General features: G+C 62.6%; 23 protein-coding genes and 1 riboswitch. Of the genes, 7 read left to right on the top strand and 16 right to left on the bottom strand.

Annotation, left to right across the window (positions count from 1 at the left end):
- Positions 1-20: 20 nt before the first annotated feature.
- Positions 21-1,226, bottom strand: coding sequence for an amidohydrolase (locus tag AB4Z15_RS07120; RefSeq protein ID WP_442016712.1), 1,206 nt, complete (start codon positions 1,224-1,226; stop codon positions 21-23).
- Between the two features lie 108 nt (positions 1,227-1,334).
- Complete coding sequence (locus AB4Z15_RS07115) at positions 1,335-2,468, bottom strand: mannose-1-phosphate guanylyltransferase (RefSeq protein ID WP_442002623.1); 1,134 nt, start codon at positions 2,466-2,468, stop codon at positions 1,335-1,337.
- A 264-nt stretch (positions 2,469-2,732) separates the two neighbouring features.
- On the opposite strand from AB4Z15_RS07115, the gene sdhC reads away from it, so the two are divergent.
- From sdhC to AB4Z15_RS07090, 5 genes are all read left to right on the top strand, one after another.
- Positions 2,733-3,113, top strand: coding sequence for a succinate dehydrogenase, cytochrome b556 subunit (gene sdhC / locus AB4Z15_RS07110; protein ID WP_442002622.1), 381 nt, complete (start codon positions 2,733-2,735; stop codon positions 3,111-3,113).
- 3 nt (positions 3,114-3,116) lie between these two features.
- Positions 3,117-3,593 (top strand): succinate dehydrogenase hydrophobic membrane anchor subunit, encoded by a 477-nt coding sequence (locus AB4Z15_RS07105; protein ID WP_442002621.1) that lies wholly within the window; start codon positions 3,117-3,119, stop codon positions 3,591-3,593.
- Between the two features lie 98 nt (positions 3,594-3,691).
- Positions 3,692-5,491 carry a succinate dehydrogenase flavoprotein subunit gene (sdhA, locus tag AB4Z15_RS07100; protein WP_442016711.1) on the top strand — a complete coding sequence of 600 codons (1,800 nt, stop codon included), beginning with the start codon at positions 3,692-3,694 and terminating at the stop codon, positions 5,489-5,491.
- Positions 5,491-6,273, top strand: a complete 783-nt coding sequence (locus AB4Z15_RS07095; RefSeq protein ID WP_011773975.1) for a succinate dehydrogenase iron-sulfur subunit — start codon at positions 5,491-5,493, stop codon at positions 6,271-6,273. Before sdhA ends, AB4Z15_RS07095 begins: the two co-directional genes overlap by 1 nt.
- Before the next feature lie 127 nt (positions 6,274-6,400).
- A complete protein-coding gene (locus tag AB4Z15_RS07090) occupies positions 6,401-7,174 on the top strand; it encodes an alpha/beta hydrolase (RefSeq protein WP_442016710.1) in 774 nt (257 codons plus the stop codon).
- A 68-nt stretch (positions 7,175-7,242) separates the two neighbouring features.
- On the opposite strand, the gene AB4Z15_RS07085 is transcribed toward AB4Z15_RS07090, so the two are convergent.
- The gene (locus AB4Z15_RS07085) at positions 7,243-8,547 is read right to left on the bottom strand and encodes an ABC transporter substrate-binding protein (RefSeq protein WP_442016709.1); all 1,305 of its coding nucleotides are present in this window, start codon (positions 8,545-8,547) and stop codon (positions 7,243-7,245) included.
- Positions 8,548-8,657: 110 nt separating this feature from the next.
- Between AB4Z15_RS07085 and AB4Z15_RS07080 the strand changes: the two genes are divergently transcribed.
- On the top strand, positions 8,658-10,880 hold the full coding sequence (locus AB4Z15_RS07080) for a hypothetical protein (RefSeq protein ID WP_442016708.1): 2,223 nt from the start codon (positions 8,658-8,660) through the stop codon (positions 10,878-10,880).
- A gap of 93 nt (positions 10,881-10,973) precedes the next feature.
- Here the strand turns inward: AB4Z15_RS07080 and AB4Z15_RS07075 are convergent, their stop codons facing one another.
- The 13 genes from AB4Z15_RS07075 to glyA form a co-directional block, all read right to left on the bottom strand.
- Complete coding sequence (locus tag AB4Z15_RS07075) at positions 10,974-12,059, bottom strand: YihY/virulence factor BrkB family protein (protein ID WP_442016707.1); 1,086 nt, start codon at positions 12,057-12,059, stop codon at positions 10,974-10,976.
- A complete protein-coding gene (locus AB4Z15_RS07070) occupies positions 11,986-12,663 on the bottom strand; it encodes a 2'-5' RNA ligase family protein (protein WP_442002615.1) in 678 nt (225 codons plus the stop codon). Before AB4Z15_RS07070 ends, AB4Z15_RS07075 begins: the two co-directional genes overlap by 74 nt.
- Before the next feature lie 4 nt (positions 12,664-12,667).
- The gene (gene trpS, locus AB4Z15_RS07065; RefSeq protein ID WP_442002614.1) at positions 12,668-13,792 is read right to left on the bottom strand and encodes a tryptophan--tRNA ligase; all 1,125 of its coding nucleotides are present in this window, start codon (positions 13,790-13,792) and stop codon (positions 12,668-12,670) included.
- A gap of 21 nt (positions 13,793-13,813) precedes the next feature.
- Positions 13,814-14,647, bottom strand: coding sequence for an exodeoxyribonuclease III (locus AB4Z15_RS07060; RefSeq protein ID WP_442016706.1), 834 nt, complete (start codon positions 14,645-14,647; stop codon positions 13,814-13,816).
- Between the two features lie 10 nt (positions 14,648-14,657).
- Positions 14,658-15,224 carry a hypothetical protein gene (locus AB4Z15_RS07055; protein ID WP_442016705.1) on the bottom strand — a complete coding sequence of 189 codons (567 nt, stop codon included), beginning with the start codon at positions 15,222-15,224 and terminating at the stop codon, positions 14,658-14,660.
- 62 nt (positions 15,225-15,286) lie between these two features.
- Positions 15,287-16,120: an ABC transporter permease gene (locus tag AB4Z15_RS07050; RefSeq protein ID WP_442016704.1), complete on the bottom strand. Its 834-nt coding sequence runs from the start codon at positions 16,118-16,120 to the stop codon at positions 15,287-15,289.
- Entirely contained in the window at positions 16,117-16,968 is an 852-nt protein-coding gene (locus AB4Z15_RS07045; RefSeq protein ID WP_442016703.1) for an ABC transporter permease, read from the bottom strand. Before AB4Z15_RS07045 ends, AB4Z15_RS07050 begins: the two co-directional genes overlap by 4 nt.
- A 4-nt stretch (positions 16,969-16,972) precedes the next feature.
- On the bottom strand, positions 16,973-17,902 hold the full coding sequence (locus AB4Z15_RS07040; RefSeq protein WP_442016818.1) for an ABC transporter ATP-binding protein: 930 nt from the start codon (positions 17,900-17,902) through the stop codon (positions 16,973-16,975).
- Between the two features lie 149 nt (positions 17,903-18,051).
- Positions 18,052-18,372 carry an SHOCT domain-containing protein gene (locus tag AB4Z15_RS07035; RefSeq protein ID WP_223948337.1) on the bottom strand — a complete coding sequence of 107 codons (321 nt, stop codon included), beginning with the start codon at positions 18,370-18,372 and terminating at the stop codon, positions 18,052-18,054.
- A 150-nt stretch (positions 18,373-18,522) separates the two neighbouring features.
- On the bottom strand, positions 18,523-19,188 hold the full coding sequence (locus AB4Z15_RS07030; protein WP_442016702.1) for a response regulator: 666 nt from the start codon (positions 19,186-19,188) through the stop codon (positions 18,523-18,525).
- A complete protein-coding gene (locus AB4Z15_RS07025) occupies positions 19,185-20,264 on the bottom strand; it encodes a sensor histidine kinase (protein ID WP_442016701.1) in 1,080 nt (359 codons plus the stop codon). Before AB4Z15_RS07025 ends, AB4Z15_RS07030 begins: the two co-directional genes overlap by 4 nt.
- A 326-nt stretch (positions 20,265-20,590) precedes the next feature.
- A complete protein-coding gene (locus tag AB4Z15_RS07020) occupies positions 20,591-21,484 on the bottom strand; it encodes a bifunctional methylenetetrahydrofolate dehydrogenase/methenyltetrahydrofolate cyclohydrolase (RefSeq protein ID WP_442002607.1) in 894 nt (297 codons plus the stop codon).
- 122 nt (positions 21,485-21,606) lie between these two features.
- Positions 21,607-22,908, bottom strand: coding sequence for a serine hydroxymethyltransferase (gene glyA / locus AB4Z15_RS07015; RefSeq protein WP_442016700.1), 1,302 nt, complete (start codon positions 22,906-22,908; stop codon positions 21,607-21,609).
- 115 nt (positions 22,909-23,023) lie between these two features.
- A riboswitch (ZMP/ZTP riboswitch) is annotated at positions 23,024-23,109 on the bottom strand.
- A 35-nt stretch (positions 23,110-23,144) separates the two neighbouring features.
- On the opposite strand from glyA, the gene purU reads away from it, so the two are divergent.
- The gene (gene purU / locus AB4Z15_RS07010; RefSeq protein WP_442016699.1) at positions 23,145-23,996 is read left to right on the top strand and encodes a formyltetrahydrofolate deformylase; all 852 of its coding nucleotides are present in this window, start codon (positions 23,145-23,147) and stop codon (positions 23,994-23,996) included.
- Positions 23,997-24,006: the final 10 nt, after the last annotated feature.

Below are 24,006 nucleotides of genomic sequence, written 5' to 3'. Positions count from 1 at the left end.
GTGCTGTCCCTTAGTTGGGTTTAGTCCTGGAGGTCGCGGATCGTCCGCAGCGCGGCAGCAGTGAGGACGCGGATGGCGTAGCCGAGGGCGCGTTCATCCACGATGAAGTCGCCACGGTGAAGGTCGTATTCCTCGCCGCCAGGCGTATGCGTGCCGAGCCGCATCATGGCTCCCGGAAGGTCGGCCAGGAACCAGGCAAAGTCTTCGCCACCCATCGACTGGGGCGTCAGGACTACGGCGTTCTCGCCAAGTTCGGCACGCGCTGCGGCTTCAATCAAGGCTGTCTCGTGCTCCGAGTTGACCACGGGAGGAACGCCTCGCGTGTGCTCCAGGTGCACATCCACGCCGTAAGGAGCGGCAACCTGCTTTACGACGTCGTCCAGCAACTCGCCCGCGCTGTGCCAGGCATCCCGGTCCAGGCAGCGCATGGTGCCCGCCATGTAGCCAGTGCCGGGAATGGCGTTGGGTGCGGAACCTGCCGAGATCTGGCCCCACACCACGGACACTCCGCTGCGGACGTCCACGCGGCGTGAGAGCACGGCGGGTACGTTGACCGCAATTTGCGCCAGGGCAAAGACGAGGTCTTCCGTCAGGTGCGGCCTGGATGTGTGGCCACCGCGGCCCGTGAGCTCGATCTTAATGGTGTCCGATGCCGAGGTGATGGCCCCGATCCGGGTGCCGATCTTGCCGACGTTGATCCTGGGATCACAGTGCAACGCAAGGATACGGGGAACGCCTTCCAGCACACCCTGCTCGATGCAGGACAAAGCACCGCCGGGCATGGTCTCCTCGGCCGGCTGGAAGATAATGCGGACAGTGCCGCCCAGCGGGGTGTTCTTGTGCATCCGCTGCAGCACCAAGGCAATGCCGAGCATGGTGGTGGTGTGGACGTCATGCCCGCAGGCATGGGTGACGCCGTGGTTCTTCGAAGCGAACGGCAGACCCGTTTCCTCGATGATGGGCAAGGCGTCGATGTCACCACGCAGTGCAGTGGCAATGGGACCTTCTCCGATGTCCACCGTGAGCCCGGTGCCTTCAAGGCGACGCGGCTGCAATCCGGCAGCTTCGAGCCGCTCCACGAGTTTGTCCGTGGTGCGGAATTCCTTGAAGGAGAGTTCAGGGTGTGCGTGGAGGTCCCGCCTGAAATCGATGAGTCCAGGCAGCAGCTCATCCACCCACGGACTTACAACGGGGGTGGGCTCGGTTTCAGTGGTGTAATTGCGCACGTCACAACTCTAGCCATCCACGGCCTCCGAAGAACGAAAGCCACCTCTTGGTTACGCTGCGTTCAGGCGCAGGACAACCAAAGAGGTGGCTCACGGTATAAGGGATTGCTACAGGACGTCCGTATCGCCACTGGCTTTGAGGGCATCAACAGTGCCCTTGACCAACTGGGCATGTTCCTTTGTAGTGACCAGGAGTGCGTCGGGCGTGTCCACGATGACCACGTCCTTGATGCCGATTAGGGCGATCACGCGCTTGGTATCGGAAACCACCACACCACTCGCATTCTCGGCAAACACGCGGGCACCTTCGCCAAGAACGGTCACTTCATCGACGTCGCCTGCGTTGTTCAGGCGGCCGATTGCGGCAAAGTCGCCAACGTCGTCCCAGCGGAAAGTACCAGGCACGACGGCGACATCGCCGGCTGCCGCTGCCGGCTCGGCAACGGCGTAGTCGATCGCAATCTTGGGCAGTGTGGGCCAGACACGCGCGGTAACTTCGGCGCGCTGGGGCGTGTCCCAGGCTTCGGCGATTTCCTGAAGGCCCTTGAACAGCTCCGGCTGGTTCGCTTCGAGGTGCTGGAGCATGAGCGCTACGGGAGCAACGAACATGCCTGCGTTCCAGACGTAGTCCCCTGCCTCCACATATTTGTTGGCAACTTCCTGGCTCGGCTTCTCAACAAACTCAGCCACAGCAAGGGCGTTCGGAGCACCTTCCACGTTCAGTGCTGCACCGGAGCGGATGTAGCCGAAGCCGGTGGAGGGGTGCGTGGGCTTGATGCCGATGGTGACGATCTTGCCCGTGGCAGCGGTGTAAATTGCCTCACGCACAGTGTCCTGGAACAGATCGTCGGGGCTGATCACTTGGTCTGCGGCGAACGAACCCATGATGGTCTCCGGGTCGCGGCGGTGGAGAATTGCGGCGGCCAAGCCGATGGCAGCACCGGAGTCCTTGGGCTCGCTTTCGAGCACCAGCTCGTCATCGCCCACTTCGGGGAGCTGCCGGCATACAGCGGCACGGTGTGCCTCGCCGGTCACAACGAGCACCCGCTCACCGGCCAGCGGCTCAAGGCGGTCATAGGTGGCCCTCAACAACGTGCTGCCGGAGCCGGTCAGGTCATGGAGGAACTTGGGCGCAGCGGCACGCGAGAGTGGCCACAGCCGGGTCCCCACACCGCCCGCCGGAATAACCGCGTGGAAGCGGTTCAATGGAGATTCCGGGAATGTCGCGTCTTCTGTACTCACCGCAACACTTTATCGGACGCGGCTGCAAAGCCCCGCAGTCCGCCACACATGTGGCCTTCGTCTCATGAAGCAGGGGAAATTGCCCAAATATCGCGTAAATACGGGCAGGAAACATGGAATTAACAACCAGAGAAGCGCGTCCTAAATTGAATAAGCTGGTAGCGAAGCCTAGATTTAGGCGTGAGCTACGAGTGCTCTCGCAGCAGGCGTTCCCCCCGCATGGATCCCATGCCAGCGCCGCTGTGTTGCAGGAAGGTTTAATCAGTGCCGACAAAACCAGCTGGCACCTTGTACCGCGGCCGTGAAGGCATGTGGTCCTGGGTTGGACACCGTATTACCGGTGTAGTGATCTTTTTCTTCTTGTTGGTCCATGTGTTGGACACCTCATTGGTGCGCGTGTCCCCTGAGGCCTACACGGCCGTCATTGGTGCTTACAAGAACCCCGTCATGGCCCTGGGTGAAACGGGCCTGGTCGCCGCGATCATCTTCCACGCCTTCAACGGCCTGCGTGTGATCGCCATCGACTTCTGGAAGAAGGGCGCGAAGTACCAGCGCCAAATGCTGTGGATCGTGCTTGCGCTGTGGCTGGTCACGTTCGCCGGCTTCGCTATCCGCCACCTTTCCCTCGCGCTGGGAGGCCACTAGACCATGACCACGATCGAATCCCCCCGCAGCGGAAAAATCGGTGCAGGCAAGATTGCTCCGAAATACAACCGCACCGGCCCCAGCCGTGGCAACTTCGAGATGATCGCCTGGCTCTTCATGCGCCTCTCCGGCATCGTCCTGGTGGTGCTGATCTTCGGCCACCTCTTCGTGAACCTGCTGGTGGGTGAGGGTATCCACGCCATCGACTTCGGTTTCGTCGCCGGTAAGTGGGCGGACCCCTTCTGGCAGTTCTGGGACCTCGCCATGCTCTGGCTTGCCATGCTGCACGGAACCAACGGCGTCCGCACCATCATCAACGACTACGCTGAAAAGGACGCCACGCGCTTCTGGCTCAAGGTAGTCCTCTATGCAGCCACGGCTGTCATCATCATTCTCGGCACCCTGGTGATCTTCACGTTCAACCCGTGCCCCGTCGTCGACGGCGTTCAGCTGCCTGGCGGCTTCTGCCCGGCCCCGTAACGGCGCTTCCGGTGACTCCTTTGAGTCCACCGGTTCGCCTGACGTAGCGGAGCAGCCTCCGCCGACCATCTGAATTTTTGAAAGAGAGAGCATCTGGTATGCAGGTCCATAAGTACGACGTCGTCATTGTCGGTGCAGGTGGCGCCGGCATGCGCGCCGCGATCGAATCCGGTCAGCGCGCACGCACAGCGGTACTGACCAAGCTCTACCCCACCCGCTCGCACACCGGTGCAGCACAGGGCGGTATGTGTGCAGCACTGGCCAACGTCGAAGAAGACAACTGGGAGTGGCACACCTTTGACACGATCAAGGGTGGCGACTACCTGGTTGACCAGGACGCAGCCGAGGTCATGGCGAAGGAAGCCATCGACGCCGTGCTGGACCTGGAAAAGATGGGTCTGCCGTTCAACCGCACGCCCGAGGGCCGGATTGACCAGCGACGCTTCGGTGGCCACACCCGTGACCACGGCAAGGCTCCTGTCCGCCGTGCTTGCTACGCTGCCGACCGTACCGGCCACATGATCCTGCAGACGTTGTACCAAAACTGCGTCAAGCACAACGTTGAGTTCTACAACGAGTACTACGTCCTTGACCTGCTGATCGTCGAAGAAGACGCAGTGCGCGAAGACGGTACCCCGTACAAGCAGAAGCGTGTAGCGGGCGTAGTCTCCTACGATCTTGCTTCCGGTGAACTGCACGTTTTCCAGGCCAAGTCCGTGGTGTTCGCCTCCGGTGGTGCCGGCAAGGTCTTCAAGACGACCTCCAACGCCCACACCCTCACGGGCGACGGCATGGGCATCGCGTTCCGCCGCGGCATCCCCCTGGAAGACATGGAGTTCTTCCAGTTCCACCCGACCGGCCTCGCTGGCTTGGGCATCCTCCTCACCGAGGGCGCACGTGGTGAAGGTGCCATCCTTCGTAACTCCGAGGGTGAGCGCTTCATGGAGCGTTACGCCCCAACCATCAAGGACCTTGCACCCCGTGACATCGTGGCCCGCGCCATGGCCAACGAAGTGCGTGAAGGCCGTGGTTGTGGTCCAAACAAGGATTACGTCCTCCTGGACCTGACCCACCTTGAGCCTGCCCACATCGAGGCCAAGCTTCCGGACATCACGGAGTTCGCGCGCACCTACCTGGGTGTGGAGCCGTTCACCGATCCTGTCCCCGTGTTCCCCACCGCGCACTACGCCATGGGCGGCATCCCGACCAACATCACCACCGAGGTGCTGCAGGACAACGACACGATCGTGCCGGGCCTCTACGCAGCCGGTGAAGTTGCCTGTGTTTCCGTGCACGGCTCGAACCGACTCGGCACCAACTCGCTCCTGGACATCAACGTCTTCGGTAAGCGCGCCGGCATCGCCGCTGCGGAGTACTCCAAGACAGCCGACTACGTCGAGCTGCCCGAGGACCCCGAGGCAATGACCCGCGGCATTCTCAATGGCCTCCTGACCGGCAACGGCACCGAACGCGTTGCCCAGATCCGCAAGGAACTGCAGGACACCATGGATGCAAACATGCAGGTGTTCCGTACCAAGGAATCGCTGGAACAGGTCCTTCGCGACATCGCTTCCTTCGAAGAGCGGTACAAGAACGTCACCGTCCAGGACAAGGGCAAGCGCTTCAACCTGGACCTCCTGGAAGCAGTGGAGCTGGGCTTCCTGCTGGACATGGCCAAGGTCATGACAGTCGGTGCCCTGCACCGTGAAGAGTCCCGCGGTGGCCACTACCGCGAAGACTTCCCGGACCGCAATGACGAAAAGTTCATGAAGCACTCCATGGCTTACCTGGACACTTCCGTCACCGTCGACTCCTCGGCGGAATCTGTTGCGGGCATCCGTCTTGAGACGAAGCCCGTCATCTTCACCCGTTACGAGCCGATGGAGCGTAAGTACTAATGACGACCGAAATGGCAGAGCCCGCTTCCAAGATCGAGCTCCCGGCAAGTGTTGCGGGCGACGGTGAAATTCCCACCTTCCACATCACGCTGCGCGTACGCCGCTACGATCCCGAGATCTCGGACGAAGCACGCTGGGATGACTACAAGCTGACCATGTACGGCACGGACCGCGTTCTGGATGCCCTCCACAAGGTCAAGTGGGAGATCGACGGCAGCGTTTCCTTCCGCCGCTCCTGCGCCCACGGTGTCTGTGGTTCGGATGCCATGCGCATCAACGGCCGCAACCGCCTCGCCTGCAAGACGCTGCTGAAGGACCTGGACACCACCAAGCCCATCACCGTCGAGCCGATCAAGGGCCTCCCCGTGGAGAAGGACCTGATCGTGGACATGGAACCCTTCTTCCAGTCCTTCCGCGAAGTCATGCCGTTCCTGATCAACAAGGGCCACGAGCCCACCAAGGAGCGCCTGCAGTCCGTTGAGGACCGTGAGCGCTTTGACGACACCACCAAGTGCATCCTGTGTGCTGCCTGCACCTCGTCCTGCCCGGTCTTCTGGACCGACGGCCAGTACTTTGGTCCGGCCGCAATCGTGAACGCACACCGCTTCATCTTCGATTCCCGTGATGACGCCGGCGACATGCGCCTGGAAATCCTGAACGACAAAGAAGGTGTGTGGCGCTGCCGCACCACCTTCAACTGCTCGGAAGCATGCCCCCGCGGCATCCAGGTGACCCAGGCAATTGCCGAGGTCAAGCAGGCCATCCTCGCCCGCAAGATCTAGTTCCCCGGTCACCTAAGGAACCACACGACGACGGCGCCGCCCACCACTTTTGGTGCGTGGCGCCGTCGTCGTTAATCATTTGGCCTACCTCGCCCCGGCCGGTAGCCGCAAAAGCAAGGAGACCAGCGTGCCACGCTCTGAGAAGATCACTTTCACCGGAAGCACGGGTGATGCCCTCGCCGGCATCGTGGACGTGCCTGAGGGGCCTGTCCGCGGCTGGGGCGTGTACTCGCACGGCCTGACCCTGGGCAAGGACAGCCCCGCTGCTTCCCGGATCTGCAAAGGGCTCGCGGAGCAAGGTGTTGGCATGCTCCGGTTCGACAACCTTGGCCTGGGTGGCTCCGCCGGGGAATGGTCCGCGGGATCTTTCAGCGTCAAGGTGGCTGACACCATCCTCGCCGCCGCCTTCATGCGGGAGCAGGACAGGCCGGTCTCCTTGCTGGTGGGCCACTCCTTTGGCGGCGCCGCTGTGCTGGCCGCTGCGCGCGATATCCCTGACCTCAACGCCGTGGTGACCGTAGGCGCACCTTACGAGCCAAAGCACGTTGAGCACATGTTCGACGCCGAGATTGACTCCATCCTGCGTGACGGCAGCGCCGTGGTTGACCTCGGCGGCCGTCCCATGGAGGTCCGCAGGCACTTTGTGGAGGACGTAGAACGCGCTGACCTGCGCGATTGCATCCGCACCCTCCACAAGCCGTTGATGGTGATGCACTCCCCCACTGACAACACCGTGGGCATCGACAACGCCAGCGAGATCTTCCGTACAGCGCGGCATCCCCGCAGCTTCATTTCGCTTGAGGGCAGTGAGCACCTCCTGACGGGCAAGGGACAGGCCGCCCGGGTGGCACGCATTATCAGCGCCTGGGCGGATCCCTATCTGGAAGTCCGCGACGCCTAAAACCAACGCGGGGTCACTTATGGCCCATGTTTCCCTCTGGAAGGGACCACAAGTGACCCCGCGTTGTCCTATTTGCCGATGGCGGCCTTGCTCTCACTAAGCCACTGTTCGGCGGCCTTCTCCGGGGTCAGCCGCTTGAAGAGGACTTCGGTGTTGATGCGAGCTGTAATCTCGGAGACTGCTGTTGAACCGGTAGGACCGATGAACGTAGGGGCGAAGTCCATCTTCCCGATCTGGTCGATGTAGGCGGCCTCGGCCTTGCCCTGCGGCGTGAGCAGATCCTTGATGGCCGTACGCATGCCGGAGTTGCTGGGCACGCCACGGTCGCTCTGGATGATCTTTGCTGCGGCCTCATTGTTCACAAGGAAGCTGACCAGCTTGGCAGCGGCATCCGTATGCTTGCTACGCGCGGAGATGGTGTAGAACTGCGATGACTGCAGCCAGATGCCAGGCGTGGGCGTCTCCCCAGGCAACTTCAGCAGCTTCAGCTCAGCGCCGGAGGCTTTGCTGAGTGCGGTCAGGGAGTTGGACCAAGTGAGCATCATGCCGGCCTGCCCCATGCCCATAAGTGTCTGTTCAGTGCTGACGTTGAGTTTCTCCACGGTTTCCGAAGCGCTGGGGGCCGCGCCTGACTCGCTGAGTTTGAGCGAGAAGTCGAAGTAGTCCTGCACAGTTTCCTTGTCCAGTCCCAACTGGCCGTCCTGAGTGTAGAGGGACTTGCCACGTTGGCGGGCGAAGGCATCCAGCGAGTCATGCGTGAGGACGGTGGCTGTGCCGTATGTTCCCTTGGGGCTCTTGGCGGTGATGTCTTCGGCGGTCTTTGCGAAGTCATCCCACGACCACGTGCTGTCATCCGGCATTGCAACGCCTGCAGCCTGGAAAACAGCGGGGTTCACTACGATGGCCAAGGCGTTGGCACCAGTGGAGACGCCGTACTGCTTGCCCTGGACCTGCCCGTTTTCCAAGGCTCCCTGATCCATTTTGGAGAGGTCGAGTGAGCCGTCCACCTTGGACAGATCCAGCAGGGCCCCGCGGTTGGCGTACTCGGCCGGGTAGGCACCGCCCATGGTGATGACATCGGGGGCGTCGTTTGCTGCCACCTGGGTAGCGAGCTTGTCGAAGTAGCCTCCTATGTCGCCATACTCCGGCTTGACCTTGATGTTGGGATTGGCAGCCTCGAACTCCTTGATGGCCTTGTTGGTCAGTTCGGCACGGGTGGCGTTGCCCCACCACGAGAATCGGATTTCCACGGGGCCGTCTTCGGGCTGGTTGGTGGATGAGGGGCTGGAGCAGGCTGCGGTGAGCCCAATCATGCCGAAGGCTGCTACGAAAGCTATTACCTTGCGGATAGTACGGAGAGATCTACGCGTCATTGGGTAAGCTTCTTTCAGGCTCAAGAAAACGGTTCCTGAAACGTATCAAGGGAGTGTATATTCGTCAATAGTTTTGGATATGAACTATTTGACCTACCGAGGAGCCCGCCTTGCCCAAGAGGTCCGAATCCCCTGCAATCGACCGCAGGGCACTCGTCCAGCGCCATAATGTCCGTCAGAAACACCTTGACGCGCGGAGCCCCGTATCCGTCGGCAATGGCGAGTTCGCCTTCACGTTGGATCTCACCGGCTTGCAGACTTTTCCCGCGGCCTACCCTGTGGGCGCCCGCGATGAGCTCCCTGCGGGCACGCTTCTGGGAACCCAGTCGCAATGGGGTTGGCACTCCGTGCCGGCGGCACAGCCCTACGACCTGGCTGGCTCGACCGTCCTCTACGATTCCCCCCGCGGCCCAGTGCCGTACGTGGACATGGTGGGTGGCATCGTCAACGATCGCGAGACAGTCACATCCCCGGCTGAGACCTGGCTCCGGGCGAACCAGCATCGGCTGGACCTGGGTCGCATCGGCTTCCACTGGCTTGAGAATGGCACCGTCCGCTCCATCCTTGAAGCGGAGATCACCGACGCCGAACAAACACTCGATTTATGGTCGGGAGTGGTGACGAGCCGCTTCACGTTGGCAGGACACCCCGTCAAGGTTACGACGGCGTGCCACCCCGACCGTGATGAGCTCGGCGTCCGCGTGGAATCGAGGGCGCTTGGTGCCGGTTTGGTCGTCGGTGTCAGGTTCCCCTATGGCTCCGAGGCGTGGCACGACGCGGCTGACTGGAACAGTCCGAACGCCCACACCACCTCGCTCGATGGCCCGGTCAAGTCCGATGAGCACGGTGGCTGCGCAACATGGACAGCCCACCGCGAGTTGGACGAGGCCCGCTATCAGGTGGTGATCACCGGCCAAAACCTTACAGTGGAACAGCCCGAACAGCATCAACTCCAAGTAGCTCCTGCTACGGCCGGAGGTTCGGACACCAACGACGTGCTGGACTTCTCCGTCGCCTTCCTTTCCGAGGAAGATGGCGACTGCATCCCTCGAGGCAACAACAGGCGAACGGTCACGACACCTGCGGTAAGCCATGCGGCCACTGACCGGACCGGCGTCGAGCTTTCACCTGCCTGTAACGTGATCGCAGCTTCCCAGGCCTATTGGCCTGGTTTCTGGTACTCGGGCGGCGCGATCGAGCTTGATGCGACCGAGGACCCCAGAGCCAAGGAACTGGAGCGAAGGATTGTCCTTTCCCAGTATCTGACGGCGATCAACTGCTCAGGCTCGCTGCCTCCGCAGGAAACCGGGCTCGTATGCAACTCCTGGCGTGGCCGCTTCCACTTGGAGATGCACTGGTGGCATGCCGCGCACTTTGCGCTTTGGAACCGTGTGGAGCTGCTCTTGCCATCGCTACGGTGGTACTCGAGTGTCCTGGAAGTATCCCGCCAAACTGCAAAGGCCCAGGGATTCGACGGCGTCCGCTGGCCCAAGCAGATCGGACCGGACGGCAGGGAAAGCCCAAGTCCGATCGGGACATTCCTGATCTGGCAGCAGCCACACCCCATTCACTTGGCCGAGCTTGTGTACCGGGCAAATCCCCGGCGTGAGGTGTTGGAAGAATTTTCGGAGATCGTGTTTGAGTCAGCGGCCTTCATGGCCGACTTTGCACATCCCACGTCGCGTGGGTTCGAGTTGGGGCCGCCCTTGATTCCGGCACAGGAAAGCTACGGCTCGATCCGGGCCAAGGTCACCAATCCCACATTTGAGTTGGCCTACTGGCAGTGGGGCCTGCGGACAGCAGTTGCCTGGCGCGATCGGCTGGGTCTGGACCCTGTGCAGGCATGGTCCGACGTGGCAGATGGCATGGTGTCGCCACGCGTGATCGACGGCGTCTACGCTGCGATCGACGTGGAGCCTTTCACCATCCGCACGGACCACCCTTCAATGCTGTGCGCGCTTGGTGTCCTGCCTCGGACGGACTTGATTGATCCGGACATCATGCGCGCCACCCTGTCGGATGTCCTGGCGGACTGGGATTGGGGCAGCACCTGGGGTTGGGACTATCCAGTAATGGCAATGACGGCTGCCCGGCTCGAGGATCCTGAGGCCGCCGTTGACGCCTTACTGCTCAGTGCGGGCAAGAACACGTTCCTTCCCAATGGGCACAACCGCCAAACCGATTCCCTGCCGCTCTATTTGCCCGGGAACGGTGGGCTCCTCGCCGCCGTCGCGCTCATGGCAGCGGGCTGGGACAACGGACCGGATCGACACGCACCAGGTTTCCCGGCTGACTGGACCGTTACGTGGGAGGGGCTGGTCCGGTCGCCGTAGCCGGACTGTAGCAACCCGGGGTCACTTATGGCCCATGTTTCCATCCGGAATGGGCCATAAGTGACCCCGCGTTGTCCTATTCGAAGGGAATGATTACGTCTGGGGTGTTGCGCGGCGTGAACCGAGGACCTTCTTGCGCGGGGTCTCCCCCGCTTGCAGGTCAGCCTCGCGGACAGCGGCCCACGAAGCGGAAACGAGGTACACCTGGCTCACGAGGTTGAACCAGATCAGAAGGCCGATGATGATGGCAAACGAGGCGAGGACAGGGTTTTGTCCTGCCCGGGCGAGGAGTTCGGTGCTGAATAGCTGAAGCACGGTGGTCCCGATACCAGCCAGCGCGACGCCTTCGATGAATGCCCGACGCCCCAGCTTGAGGCCCCCTGCAATGCGGAACAGCACGGCCGCCGTCGCGCAGTTTAGCAGGAGGGGGACGACGACCTTGACGACGGCGGCCACGGGCGCCGCGACTGCTTCGTCCAAACGGAGGAGGTCGAAGATCCAGGCGGCAGCCGTGCCAAAGATGAGGGATGCACCGGCACTGACCACGAGGATCACACCAAGGAGCAGGAGGGTACCGGCGTCCACCAGTTTCTGCAGAATGGGGCTGCGCTGGAGCGGATCAGCAGCCGTCACACCCCGCAGGCCTTCCCTGACACTGGCTATCCAACCAAGGGACGTGAAGATGGTTACCGCTGCTGCGATGACGGCGGTCCATCCAAGACCTGAGGGATTGAGCAGCGTTTGCGGATCAACCAGTCCCTCACCGCCATTGACTTGGAGGAGTCCGGGAGCTGCGGAGGCCACGCTGCGAATCACGGCGTTTTCGAGGACCGGATTGCCGCCCAAAACGATTCCCGCGATGGCGAAACCCGTAGTGAGGAGGCCCGTGACGGAGAAGAACATGTTGAAGCCGATGCCGGCACTCAGAAGCGGCCCATGCTGGCGGGTGTAGTTCTGGAAGGAGCGCATGGCCCGGTTGGTGTTCAGCCTTGCGAGCAGGAGCGCGAGAAGGGCGCTGGCCCTCTTGGGCAGGCCTTCTCCGGCACGCTTGGCGTGGCCCCAGTCCTGCCGCTTGTGAAGAAGTTGAAGTTTTAGCTTTGCCAGCTCAGTTGGCAGCGGAGGACTTCCCGCCGGTGGATGTTGATTCCGCCTGCTGCGTTTCGTCAGTGTCGCCGCCAAAGTCGAGCTCTTCCCGTAGCTGCCAAATTCCATTGGTGTCGTGCTCGTAAAGTCCCATGCTAACCACTGGGAAGGTTGCCCGGTAATCTCTCAGAACCGTTTCGGCCTCGTCCAGATTTTCCTCGGCGACATCATGGGCCACGGTGACATGCGGGTGGTATGGGAAGGGAAGCAAACGCTCAAGCGGACCCGTCTGGAGCTTTTCGTGCAGCTGCACGCACTCTTCGAAGCCCTCTTCGACGTTGACGAAAACCACGGGCGAAACGGGCCGGAAGGAACCAGTGCCGGAAATGGTGATGGTGAACGGTTCCTGCGAGCGGGCCACCTCGCGCACGTGGTCCCGGGTGGCTGCCCAGTCCTGAGTGGGCGTGGTGGTGATGAGTGTGATGTGGGCGGGGATGACTTCGGCCATGGGATCGCCAAAGGATGCGCGCCAAGCCTGCAATTCCTGGGCGATCTCCGGCGGGAAGCCGAGGATCACGCCAACGCACATGGTGTCACCGGCACCGCAATCGGTGCCGGTGACAGCAGGCCGGCGCGATTCGTCCGGACCGACGCCTTGAGGGGTATCGGTCTTGACGTTGAGCTGGCCAGCTGCGCACATGAACTTAGCGGACTCCTTGCTCGGTGCGGTAGGCATCCCCGCGGTAAGGCAGGAAGCCAACCTTGGAGTAGACGTCGGCGAGCGTCGCGGAGGCGATCTCGCGGGCTTTGTCTGCACCGTGAGCCAGGAGACGGTCCAGCTCTGCCGGGTCCGCCAGAAGTTCGTTGGCCCGCTCACGGATGGGAGCAAGACGTCCGGAGACGAGTTCGGCGAGATCTACCTTGAGGTGGCCGTACATCTTGCCCTGGTAATCAGCCACGATCTTCTCAACTGGGGTACCACTGATAGCCGAGTAGATGGTGAGCAAGTTAGAGACGCCCGGCTTGTTTTCGCGGTCGTAGCGGATCTCAGTCTCAGTGTCAGTGACGGCGGATTTGATGCGCTTGGCCACGGTCTTGGGGTCATCCAACAGGTTGATAAGGCCCGCGGGTGATTCGGCAGACTTGGACATCTTGGCCGTGGGGTTCTGGAGATCGTAAATCTTTGCCGATTCCTTCTGAATGAAGGGCTCGGGCACTTGGAACGTCTCGCCGAAACGGCTGTTGAAGCGGTTGGCGAGGTCGCGGCTGAGCTCAACGTGCTGGCGCTGGTCTTCGCCGACGGGTACGCCGTGCGGCTGATAAAGCAGGATGTCTGCAGCCTGCAGGATGGGATAAGTGAACAGGCCGACGCTGGCGTGGTCCGAGCCCTGCTTCTGTGCCTTGTCCTTGAACTGGGTCATGCGGCCGGCTTCACCCATGCCCGTGATGCAGTTCAGTACCCACGCAAGCTGGGCGTGCTCGGGGACCTGCGATTGCACGAACAGTGTGCACTTCTCCACGTCTACTCCGCCAGCGATGTACTGGGCCGCCGTGACCCTGGTGCGGCGGGCGAGCTCGGCGGGATCCTGCGGAACGGTGATGGCGTGCAGATCCGGAATGAAGAAGACGGCGTCGTACTCGTCCTGCATGCGAACCCAGTTGACCAAAGCACCAAGGTAGTTGCCAAGGTGCAGCGAGTCAGCCGAGGGCTGCATGCCTGAAAGGACGCGCTGCTTGGCGCCAACGGCAAGCTTGGTGGAGGTCACGGTACTCCCGCTGGGCAGTGTGGCGGCTGGGGTGCCGGTTTCAGTCGTGATGGAGCTAGTCATTGAGCAATACTTTCGTGAAGCTTAGAGCCGGTAGTCCACTACCAGCGGTGCGTGGTCAGAGAAGCGGGTGTCCCACGAAGGCGCCCGATCCACGACAGCCGAGAACGCGGCCGCTGCAAGTCCGGGAGTCGCCAGGTGGTAGTCGATGCGCCAGCCTGTGTCAGTGTCAAAGGCCTTTCCGCGCTGGGACCACCAGGTGTAGGGGCCGGCGACATTTCCTGCCAGGCCCCTGTGGACATCCCTCCATCCGATTTCTTCACCCAGGAAGCGGTCAAAATACGCGCGCTCCTCTGGCAGGAAACCGGCACGCTTAACGTTGCCCTTCCAGTTCTTGATGTCCAGTTCGGTGTGTCCGACATTGAGGTCGCCAACTACCAGCGCGTGATCGCTGTGCTTGGCGAGCTCGGGGAGGCGCGTGGTCATGGCGTCCAGGAAGCGGTACTTGTCATCCTGCTTGGGCGTGCCTGCCTCACCGGAGTGAACGTAGGCGCTGACCACGGACAACGTGGAGGATTCGCCTGCAGTGTTCTTGACGGAGAAATCCGCTTCAACCCAGCGGCCCGCGGTGGCGAAGTAGTCATCGCCGATCCCGATCCTGGTTCCGGTGGGTTCCTCGCGTGATGCAATGGCAACTCCTGCGCGACCCTTTGCCTCAGCCTCAGCGTGGAGGATGTACCAGCCTTCGCCGATCAGAGTGTTCACAATCGCATCAGGAGCGCGGACTTCCTGCAGGCAGAGGATGTCAACCTCGCGTGGCTCCAGCCATTCCGCCATGCCGTTCTTGTAGGCAGCCCGAAGGCCATTGACGTTGACCGATGCGATGCGAAGGAAGTCCTTCTTCAATGCCATACTCACCCGGTCTACTCTAGTCGATGATGGTGCCGGCCACGGGCTCGTCCGAGCCACCTGAGGACTTGATCATGTCCCGGGCATTGGTGGCCGTGATCGCGATGGTTTCCAACGCGCGGTTGATGGTGTCCTGGTTTGCTGCTGCGCCTTTGGCACGTTCTTCGTCCACAACGCGGACCTGCACCTGGACAATCTTGAAGGAATGGTCCAGCTTGAGGTCCCGGACCTCATCGGCCTGGCTGCGTTCGGCGACCACGCGGGTGCCGCCGCTGTCAGCCGAGGACGACGACGGCGCGCGGCCGGTTGCCGAGTTGAAAGCGGCCTGCGCTTCGCTGAATTTTGCCCCGGCGCGCCGCGCGGCCCTTCGAATGCTGAATACCACGAAGGTGGCGAGCGCGAGCCAGCCGAAGGCGACCACCGCAACTACCCAACCCACAAAATCGTTCTGGTTGGCCGCGAAAATAACGGCCACCACGAAAGCGATGATGACTACGGTCATCCCCAGGCCGCCGATACGGAAGCCCTTGAAAAGGCCTCTACCGGACGAGGACGTGGACGGGTGCGGGTCGCCGAGAGATTGCATGAGTCAATTGTCGCAAACCCCCGAAGGTGCCTGCGCCGCTTCCACGGACGGCGAACATGGAGTCACTTCAAGAACAACTGGCGCAGCCGTCCGGTGGTGAGCATGATCCCGAGCGCGATCATCACCAGGTAGTAAGCAACGTGGATGGCTGTCGCAGGACTGAACGAGCCCACGCTGATTTGCCGCAGCAGTTCAACCCCATGCCACAAGGGCATGGCTTGGATGAACCACTGGATGACCTGCGGGTAGACGCTGAGCGGATAGAACGTGGCGCTGAACAGGAACATGGGCAACAGGAAGAAGTTGATCCAGTCCATCTGCTGGAACGTCTTCATGAAGCTGGTGATGCCCATGCCGAAGCTCGCGAAACCGAAGGCAATCAGCACCGACGCAGGGATGACCAGGATGGCCCACCAGGTCGTCAGCAAGCCCACGACCCCCATCACCGCGGTGAACCCGGTGGCATAGAGAAGGCCCCGCAACAGCGCCAGGAAGATTTCGCCCATGGCAACGTCCAACGGCCCGAGGGATGTGTAAAGCATCCCCTGGTACAGCTTGGCGAAGTTCATCTTGAAGAAGACGTTCCAGGTGGAATCGTAGATGGCGCCGTTCATGGCCGAGACTGCCAGGAGTGCGGGCGCTATATAGGCCGCGTAGCTGATGTCCTCGCCGCCAGGCCCCTGGACTGTCCCCACGATCGAGCCCATCCCTACCCCCATGGCCAACAGGAAGAGAACCGGCTCGAAGAACCCGGACAACAACACCAGCCAGGTACTGGACTTGGCCGCCATGAGGCCACGGGCAACCACGGCCTTGGCATTTCGTGAGTAGAGGGGGCCGAACTTCCGTTCCCGGGCGATATCCGTGGCGCTGTGGCCGCCGGTCAGGATACTCATGAGCCCATCCTCTTCACGAACTGGCGCCGGACCAGCAGCCAGCCGATCGTGGCCGTTCCCAGGAGGTACACCACGTGCGTAATGGTCAATACAGGGTTCTCGTCCATGCCATAAGTGAAGACCCGCCCCAGCTCCGTTCCGTGCCACACAGGCGATATCCAGCCGATCCAACGAACAGCCCACGGCAGCGTGTCCAGGGGAAAGAACGTCCCGGAGAACAGAAACAGTGGCATGACGATGAACCGCTGCACCAAAGCGAACTGTCCTTTGTCCTGTGTGATGCTGGCGGCATAGGCCATGAGTGGCAGGCCGAAGGACAAGGCTGCGACCGTAGCAACCAGCGCGGACACCCATCCCCACGGACTTGGCGAAGCCCCGAACATGGCCACCACCGCCAAGTAGACCACCGACTGCAGCAGGAACCTGAGCGTGCTTGCCATGATGTGGCCGCTCGCTATTTGTTGCGGTACCAAAGGCGAAGCGTGCGGCCCGTAGAACACCCGCCGCCATTTGAAGCCATCCATGATGGGGTAGGAAAATTCTCCGGAAGCAGTCATGACCGCCGCCCACACCAGCAGCGCAGGTGCAACAAATTCCAGGTAACTCACGCCGCCGAAGACGGATTCGCTGTTCGCGTCCACCAAGCTGGCCAGCCCGATTCCCATGGCGAACAAGTAGGCCACGGGTTGCCCCACGCTGTAGAGAACCACGGACCAGCCGTAATTTCGCATGACGCGTAGCACTTGTTCCGCATAGAAAAAGGAACCCCAACGCCGCGCCCTGGCCGCCGAGACGGCAGGCGAATGTGCCCGCAACGGCTGCTCCGCCGTCGTGATTGGCTTGTTCACCGACTCAGTCAACGAGGCTCCTGCCCGTAAGCCGCAGGAACACGTCCTCCAGTGAGGAACGGCGCACCAGTGACGTCATAGGGCGCAGGCCGCGCGCGGAAACCTGCTCCAGGGCGGCCTCGCCGTCGTGCGCGTAGATGAGCACGCGGTCAGGCAGTGTCTCAAGCCGCTCGCCAATGCCCTGAAGTTCGACGCCGATACTAGAGTTCCGCTCGGACCCGAACCTGAGCTCAAGTACTTCGCGGGAGGAGTGCTCGCGGATCAAGCTGGCCGGGGATCCCTCGGCCATGATCTTGCCCTTGTCTACCACGATCAGACGGTCGCAAAGCTGCTCAGCCTCGTCCATATAGTGGGTGGTCAGGATCAGTGTGACGCCGTTTTCCTTGAGCCGGAACAGGCGGTCCCAGAGGATGTGCCGGGCTTGCGGGTCAAGGCCGGTGGTGGGCTCATCGAGCAGGAGGATGCGGGGTTCGTTGATGAGCGACCGGGCGATGGTGAGCCGCCGCTTCATTCCCCCGGAAAGCGCATCCACCTTGGAATTGGCCTTGTCCGTGAGCTGCGCGAATTCCAGGAGCTCGTCCGCTTTGGGTCGCAGGTAGCTCAGCGGCAGGCCGAAGTAGCGGCCGTAGACGATCAGGTTCTCGCGGACCTTCAGTTCTTCGTCGAGGTTGTCCTGCTGCGGGACGACCCCCAGGTGTGCCCTGACCTCGGGACCGTGGGATTCCGGATCCAGGCCCATGATGTTCAGGGTTCCTGAAGTGCGCTGCGAGACGCCGCCGATCATTTTCATGGTGGTGGATTTGCCCGCGCCGTTGGGGCCGAGCAGCCCAAAGGACTCCCCCGCCGGAACATCGAAGGAGATGTTGTCCACGGCTGTGAGCTCGCCATAGGTCTTGGTGAGGTTCCGCGCGCTGATGACGGTGGGTGGGTTCATGTCGAAGCTGGTTTGCCACGATTCGGAGTGTGTTGCAGAGCCGGTTGCTTCATTGTGCACCCTCAGCAGACTAGTAGCGCCAACGAATATGTGAAAGGGCTCTTGCAGATATTTTTGCAAGAGCCCTCTCGGTTTTTCCCTCGTCCCGGTCAGGACGGCGGCTGCGAGCGCAGTACCTCCAGCCGCTGCCGGAACTCGGTCTCATCAATCTCGCCCCGAGCATAGCGTTCGCGCAGCACACCCTCAGCGCCCTGGGTTGCCGCCCAGTGATGGTTGCGGCGCCACGCCCGCCGGCCTACGAAAATGAACAGGAAGATCACGAGGATCCAGAACAGCGGGAACAGGAGGAAGAACGGCCAGAACGTGCCGTCACCCCAGGGACCGTGCGCGACGACGGTGGCCGGCAGTTGTGCCAGCGCTCCCCCGAGCGTGGTGGTCTCCCCGACGATTGAAGTCAATGCGGTGAACATGTCAGTGATCCAAACTCTCTCCGCCGATTCCCGGCGCGAACCGTCTTTCGGCTCTGGTTTGAGTCTGCCCGTGGACGGCAGCCTGGGCGTCCGCCGTCGGGAGTCACCTGCAGGTACCGCCATACTCCCTTGGGAGTCGCCGGCAGCCTGTCAGCTGCTCCAGCCTGGCCTTACGAGCCCTGATTCGTACGCAAGGACCACCAGTTGGGAGCGGTCGCGGACCATCAGTTTGGTCATGATGCGCGACACATGGGTCTTCGCGGTCAGCGGCGTGATGAACAGGCGTTCGGCGATCTCGGCATTGTTCAGGCCCTCCCCCACCAACGCCAGGACTTCGCGTTCGCGTTCCGTCACCTGCTCCAGGGGAATTACCTTTCCTGCCGCCCGGCTCTGGGACGCCAGCTGTGCCATGATCCGCCGAGTGACTGAGGGCGAGAGCAGCGCGTCGCCGTCGTGGACTACCCGGACGGCGCGGATGAGCTCTGCAGGTTCGGTGTCCTTGACCAGGAAACCAGCTGCGCCCGCACGGACGGCCTCGGCAATGTACTCGTCGAGTTCGAAGGTTGTCAGGATGATGATGCGCGTGCTGGACAGGGCCGGGTCCGCAAGAATTCTGCGGGTGGCGGTGAGGCCGTCGTCGTCCGGCATCCGGATGTCCATGAGGATGACGTCCGGTTTGTCGCGCGCCGCCAGCCTCACTGCGTCCCTGCCAGTGCCGGCTTCGGCCACTACTTCCATGTCCGGTTCAGCATCCAGGAGCGCGCGGAACCCTGCCCGGATGAGGGTCTGGTCATCGGCGAGGAGGATGCGGATCACTGAAGGGCTCCTTCTGATGGTTGGCTGGGCAGGACCGCTTCGACCCGGAGCCCTGGCTGGAGTTCATGCAGCGTGAGCGTCCCGCCCAAGGCGACCGCCCTCTCGCGCATCCCCGTGAGGCCGTTGCCCGGGGCCGCCCCGCCCATGCCCGCGCCGTCGTCGTCTATGCGGACAGTAAGCGCGTCTTGAGTCTGGGCGAGATGCACGACGGCGGATTGGGCACCTGAGTGCCTGCCGACGTTGGTCAACGCTTCCTGGATGATCCGGTACGCCGCCTCCTGCTGGGCCGGGCCGACGAGTTCATGGTTCGAGTGGTCCTCGAAGCGCACCTGCAAGCCGCCCAGCTCTGCGTTCTTCACGAGTTCGGGAATCCTGGCCAGCGTAGGCCGGGCCGCCGGGGCGAGCGGGACGTCCTCCCGCAACACGCCCAGGAGTTGCCGGACTTCCGTGAGGGATTCCTTGCTGGCCGCTTTGATGGCTTCCAGTGCGGGCCTGAGCTTCTGGGGATCATCCGAGCCCACGTGTAACGCCACGGATGCCTGAACGTTGATCATGGACAAGGAGTGAGCCACGACATCGTGGATGTCGCGGGCCAGCGTGAGGCGGTACTCATCGCGCTCGGCCTTCTGGGCGGCCTCACGGCGACGCCGGTATTCCGCGAACCGCTCGCTTCGGCGTCGAAATCCCTGTCCGATCAGCACCAAAATGGCTGCCCATCCCACCCCTGCCGAAGCGCGAAGCGGCCAGTTGGGATCGCCGCTGAATGTGGCCGCGAACACCACGGCGGCAGCGGCGATACCAGCCCCCGCCCACGCCTGCCACCGCAAACCCGCGGACGATGTCAGCACAATCGCCAACGCCAGTGAGAGCGCAATGGGACCCCACGCATACCCAAGGCCAACATAGGCGCCCGTTGCCACGAGGGCGACGGGAAGCATGACCGCCGGCGCCCGCCTCCGGAATGCCAATCCCGCAGGCCCGGCCAGCAGCAACAGGATCGCAAGCCCGTCCAAGGGCCGTGAAGCGTCCTGATGGCCCGCAGAAAAAAGCGTCCCCGCCACCTGGATGAGGGCCACCGTGATGACGATGAAGCTCGTGGGTGGGCCCGCGAAACGGCGCGGACCTGCGTATCTCTGAGGTCCAGGGAAATGGCCTTGGCCTGCGAAACGGCCTGGACTTGGAAGTCCCCGGGGTCCAGGAGAGCTCTCGGGTCCAGGGAATCGGGGCTGCATACTCCGAGCCTAGCTTTGCTCCGGGTGTTCGTCGTCGGGTTAACGGAGCAGGGCGCCTACTCCGGGAGGAGTACGCGAGGCCATTTCGAGGGTTCCCTGCCGAAGATGCCGTGCGCACGGCATCTTCGGCAGCTTAGCCCCGTAATGGGCCTTGCTGTGGTTGCAGGAACCTAGGCGATGCCCGCTGCGCGCTCGGCGCTCTCCACGACGTTGGCGAGCAGCATGGCGCGGGTCATCGGACCCACGCCGCCCGGGTTCGGGGAGAGCCAGGCGGCGACGTCGGCAGCTGCGGGGTCCACGTCTCCGGTGACCACAGCCTTGCCGTTAGCGTCCTCCACGCGGCTGACGCCGACGTCGAGCACTATTGCGCCCGGCTTGAGGTCTTCAGCCTTGATCATGTGCGGCACGCCTGCAGCGGCAATCACGACGTCGGCCTGCTTGAGTTCCGCGGGCAGATCAACGGTTCCGGTGTGGGCCAGGATGACCGTTGCGTTGACTTCCCTGCGGGTGAGCAGGAGGCCGATGGGGCGGCCGATGGTGACGCCGCGGCCTACTACGAGGACGCGCTTGCCGTTGAGCTGGATGCCGTGGCGGCGCATCAATTCCACACAGCCCTTGGGTGTGCAGGGAAGCGGGGACTTCATTTCGCCACTGACGTTGGCCACCAGGCGGCCGAGGTTCATGGGGTGCAGGCCATCGGCGTCCTTGTTCGGATCCATGGCTTCGAGGATGACGTCCTGGTCAATGTGCTTAGGCAGCGGCAACTGAACGATGTAGCCCGTGCATTCCGGGTTCTCGTTGAGCTCCCGGACAACCTTCAGGAGGTCTTCCTGGGTGATGTCCTCGGGCAGGTCCCGGCGGATGGACTGGATGCCTACCTCGGCGCAGTCCTTGTGCTTGCCGCCGACGTACCAGGTGCTGCCGGGGTCCGAACCCACCAGGATGGTGCCCAGGCCGGGGACGATGCCCTTTGCTGCGAGGACGGAAACGCGTTCGGTCAGTTCTGCCTTGATGGCTGCGGCGGTGGCCTTGCCGTCAAGGATCTGTGCGGTGGACTGTGTCATTCCATCTGCTCTTTCTGGAGGGTGACCTGTTGGCTCATGCCAACGGGATCCGCCGCCGAAGGTGTGGCGGCGGATCCCGTTAGCTCCGGGCCAGCGCCCGGGTGATGCTTATGTGCGGCGGGTTACCACTGCTCGTGCTGCGGGTACAGCGGGAAGTCGGCGGCGAGCTTGTCCACGCGGGCCTGGAGGGCCTCTGCATCAACGCTGCCGGTAGCGCCCTTTACGAGCGCAGTGGCGATGATCTCGGCAACCTCGGTGAACTCGGTGGCACCGAATCCGCGGGTAGCCAGGGCAGGCGTACCGATGCGGAGGCCGGAGGTGACCATCGGCGGGCGGGGGTCGAACGGAACGGCGTTGCGGTTCACGGTGATGCCCACCGAGTGCAGGAGGTCTTCAGCCTGCTGGCCATCCAGCTGCGAGTTACGCAGGTCAACCAGGACCAAGTGGACGTCGGTGCCGCCGGTGAGGACCGAGACGCCGGCTTCGGCGACGTCGGACTGGTTCAGGCGGTCGGCGATGATCTTGGCACCCTCGAGGACGCGCTCCTGGCGCTCCTTGAATTCTTCGCTGCCGGCGATCTTGAAGGCAACAGCCTTGGCGGCGATGACGTGCATGAGCGGGCCACCCTGCTGGCCCGGGAAGACGTTGGAGTTCAGCTTCTTGGCCCACTCCTGCTTGGCCAGAATGACACCGGAACGCGGACCTGCGAGGGTCTTGTGCACGGTGGAGGTGACGACGTCGGAGTACGGGACCGGGCTCGGGTGCAGGCCTGCTGCAACCAGTCCGGCGAAGTGTGCCATGTCGGTCCAGAGGAGTGCCCCGACCTCGTCGGCGATGGAGCGGAAGGCAGCGAAGTCGAGGTGGCGCGGGTAAGCGGACCAGCCGGCGATGATGACCTGCGGCTTCTCGGCGATGGCCTGCTCGCGAAGCTTGTCCATGTCCACGCGGAAGGTGTCTTCTTCAACCTGGTAAGCAGCTACGTTGTAGAGCTTGCCGGAGAAGTTCAGCTTCATGCCGTGGGTCAGGTGGCCACCGTGTGCCAGGGAGAGGCCGAGGATCTTGTCGCCCGGGGTGATCATGGCAGACAGTGCTGCGGCGTTTGCCTGGGCACCGGAGTGCGGCTGGACGTTGGCGTACTCGGCGCCGAAAAGTTCCTTGACGCGGTCGATCGCAAGCTGCTCCGCGACGTCGACGTATTCACAACCGCCGTAGTAGCGGCGGCCCGGGTAACCCTCGGCGTACTTGTTGGTCAGGACGGAGCCCTGGGCTTCCATGACGGCGCGCGGGGCGAAGTTTTCGGAAGCGATCATTTCCAGGGTGCCGCGCTGGCGGCCGAGTTCCTGGTCGAGGACTGCTGCGATCTCGGGGTCGAGCTCAGCGAGCGACTGGTTGCTGACAGACGCGGAAGTGGTGGTGGTAGGCACGGAGATCTCCTGGCTAGGCAACGGGTGGTGCTACAGGTCAGGCTACCGGCAGCAGCATTCCCGCGTCCCCTTGATGACGGAGGGATCGGTCACGTGCGTGCAGCGGTAAGACATGACCCTCGGCCCAGGCGTACGATCCGTGGTCTTCGTGATTGCCGCTCCCTGGTGGTAGTCCACCCAACGCCAGTTGCGACCCGTTAACAGTACAACAAGGCAGCACAGGTAGGCTTGATCGTGTGACTGACTCCACCGCTTTCGTTGTAACACTCTCCTGCCCGGACCGCCCCGGCATCGTCCATGCGGTAGCCGGCGCCCTCCTTGAGGCCGGCTGCAATATCGCCGACTCCCAGCAGTACGGAAGCCCCAGCACCGGCAACTTCTTCATGCGCGTGGAGGCAACCACAGCGTCCTCGCAGGACGAACTGGCCACTGCCCTGCGGCCTGTAGCCGAATCCTTCGGCATGACCTGGCAGATCAACCCTGTCGGCGAAAAGGTCCGCACCATCATCCTGTGCTCCAAGGACGCGCACTGCCTCAACGACCTCCTGTTTCAGCAGCGGACCGGCACCTTGCCCATTGACGTTCCGGCCATCGTGTCCAACCACCGCGACCTTGAGTCGCTGGCGGAGTTCTACGGCATCCCGTTCCACCACATTCCCGTGACACCTGAGACCAAGCAGCAGGCCGAGGCCGAACTCCTGAAACTTATTGCCGAGCACGACGTCGAGCTCACGGTCCTGGCCCGTTACATGCAGGTCCTTTCCAACGAGCTCTGCACGGAGTTGAACGGCAAGGCCATCAACATCCACCACTCATTCCTCCCCTCTTTCAAGGGCGCCAAGCCGTACCACCAGGCCCACGCCCGTGGCGTGAAGATCATCGGCGCCACGGCGCACTATGTGACGGCCGACCTCGATGAGGGGCCGATCATCGAACAGGAAGTCATCCGCGTGGACCACGCCCGCACTGCCGCCCAGTTCGTCCAGATGGGCCGCGACGTGGAGGGGCGCACCCTGGCCCAGGCGGTGCAGTGGCATGCTGAACACCGCGTTCTTTTGGACGGCACCCGCACCGTGGTATTCAACTAGCGCCACTCCT

The sequence above is a fragment of the Paenarthrobacter sp. 2TAF44 genome (assembly GCF_052114885.1).
Classification (GTDB): Bacteria; Actinomycetota; Actinomycetes; order Actinomycetales; family Micrococcaceae; genus Arthrobacter.
This window is presented reverse-complemented; position numbering and strand designations above follow the sequence as displayed.

Excerpts from the sequence above, each read along its gene's own strand:
- AB4Z15_RS07050 (WP_442016704.1), bottom strand. The coding sequence starts at position 16,120 with ATGAGTATCCTGACCGGCGGCCACAGCGCCACGGATATCGCCCGGGAA.
- AB4Z15_RS07040 (WP_442016818.1), bottom strand. The coding sequence starts at position 17,902 with ATGAACCCACCCACCGTCATCAGCGCGCGGAACCTCACCAAGACCTAT.
- sdhA (WP_442016711.1), top strand. The coding sequence starts at position 3,692 with ATGCAGGTCCATAAGTACGACGTCGTCATTGTCGGTGCAGGTGGCGCC.
- AB4Z15_RS07105 (WP_442002621.1), top strand. The coding sequence starts at position 3,117 with ATGACCACGATCGAATCCCCCCGCAGCGGAAAAATCGGTGCAGGCAAG.
- AB4Z15_RS07055 (WP_442016705.1), bottom strand. The coding sequence starts at position 15,224 with ATGCAATCTCTCGGCGACCCGCACCCGTCCACGTCCTCGTCCGGTAGA.
- trpS (WP_442002614.1), bottom strand. The coding sequence starts at position 13,792 with ATGACTAGCTCCATCACGACTGAAACCGGCACCCCAGCCGCCACACTG.
- AB4Z15_RS07070 (WP_442002615.1), bottom strand. The coding sequence starts at position 12,663 with ATGTGCGCAGCTGGCCAGCTCAACGTCAAGACCGATACCCCTCAAGGC.
- AB4Z15_RS07020 (WP_442002607.1), bottom strand. The coding sequence starts at position 21,484 with ATGACACAGTCCACCGCACAGATCCTTGACGGCAAGGCCACCGCCGCA.
- AB4Z15_RS07035 (WP_223948337.1), bottom strand. The coding sequence starts at position 18,372 with ATGTTCACCGCATTGACTTCAATCGTCGGGGAGACCACCACGCTCGGG.
- AB4Z15_RS07095 (WP_011773975.1), top strand. The coding sequence starts at position 5,491 with ATGACGACCGAAATGGCAGAGCCCGCTTCCAAGATCGAGCTCCCGGCA.
- AB4Z15_RS07085 (WP_442016709.1), bottom strand. The coding sequence starts at position 8,547 with ATGACGCGTAGATCTCTCCGTACTATCCGCAAGGTAATAGCTTTCGTA.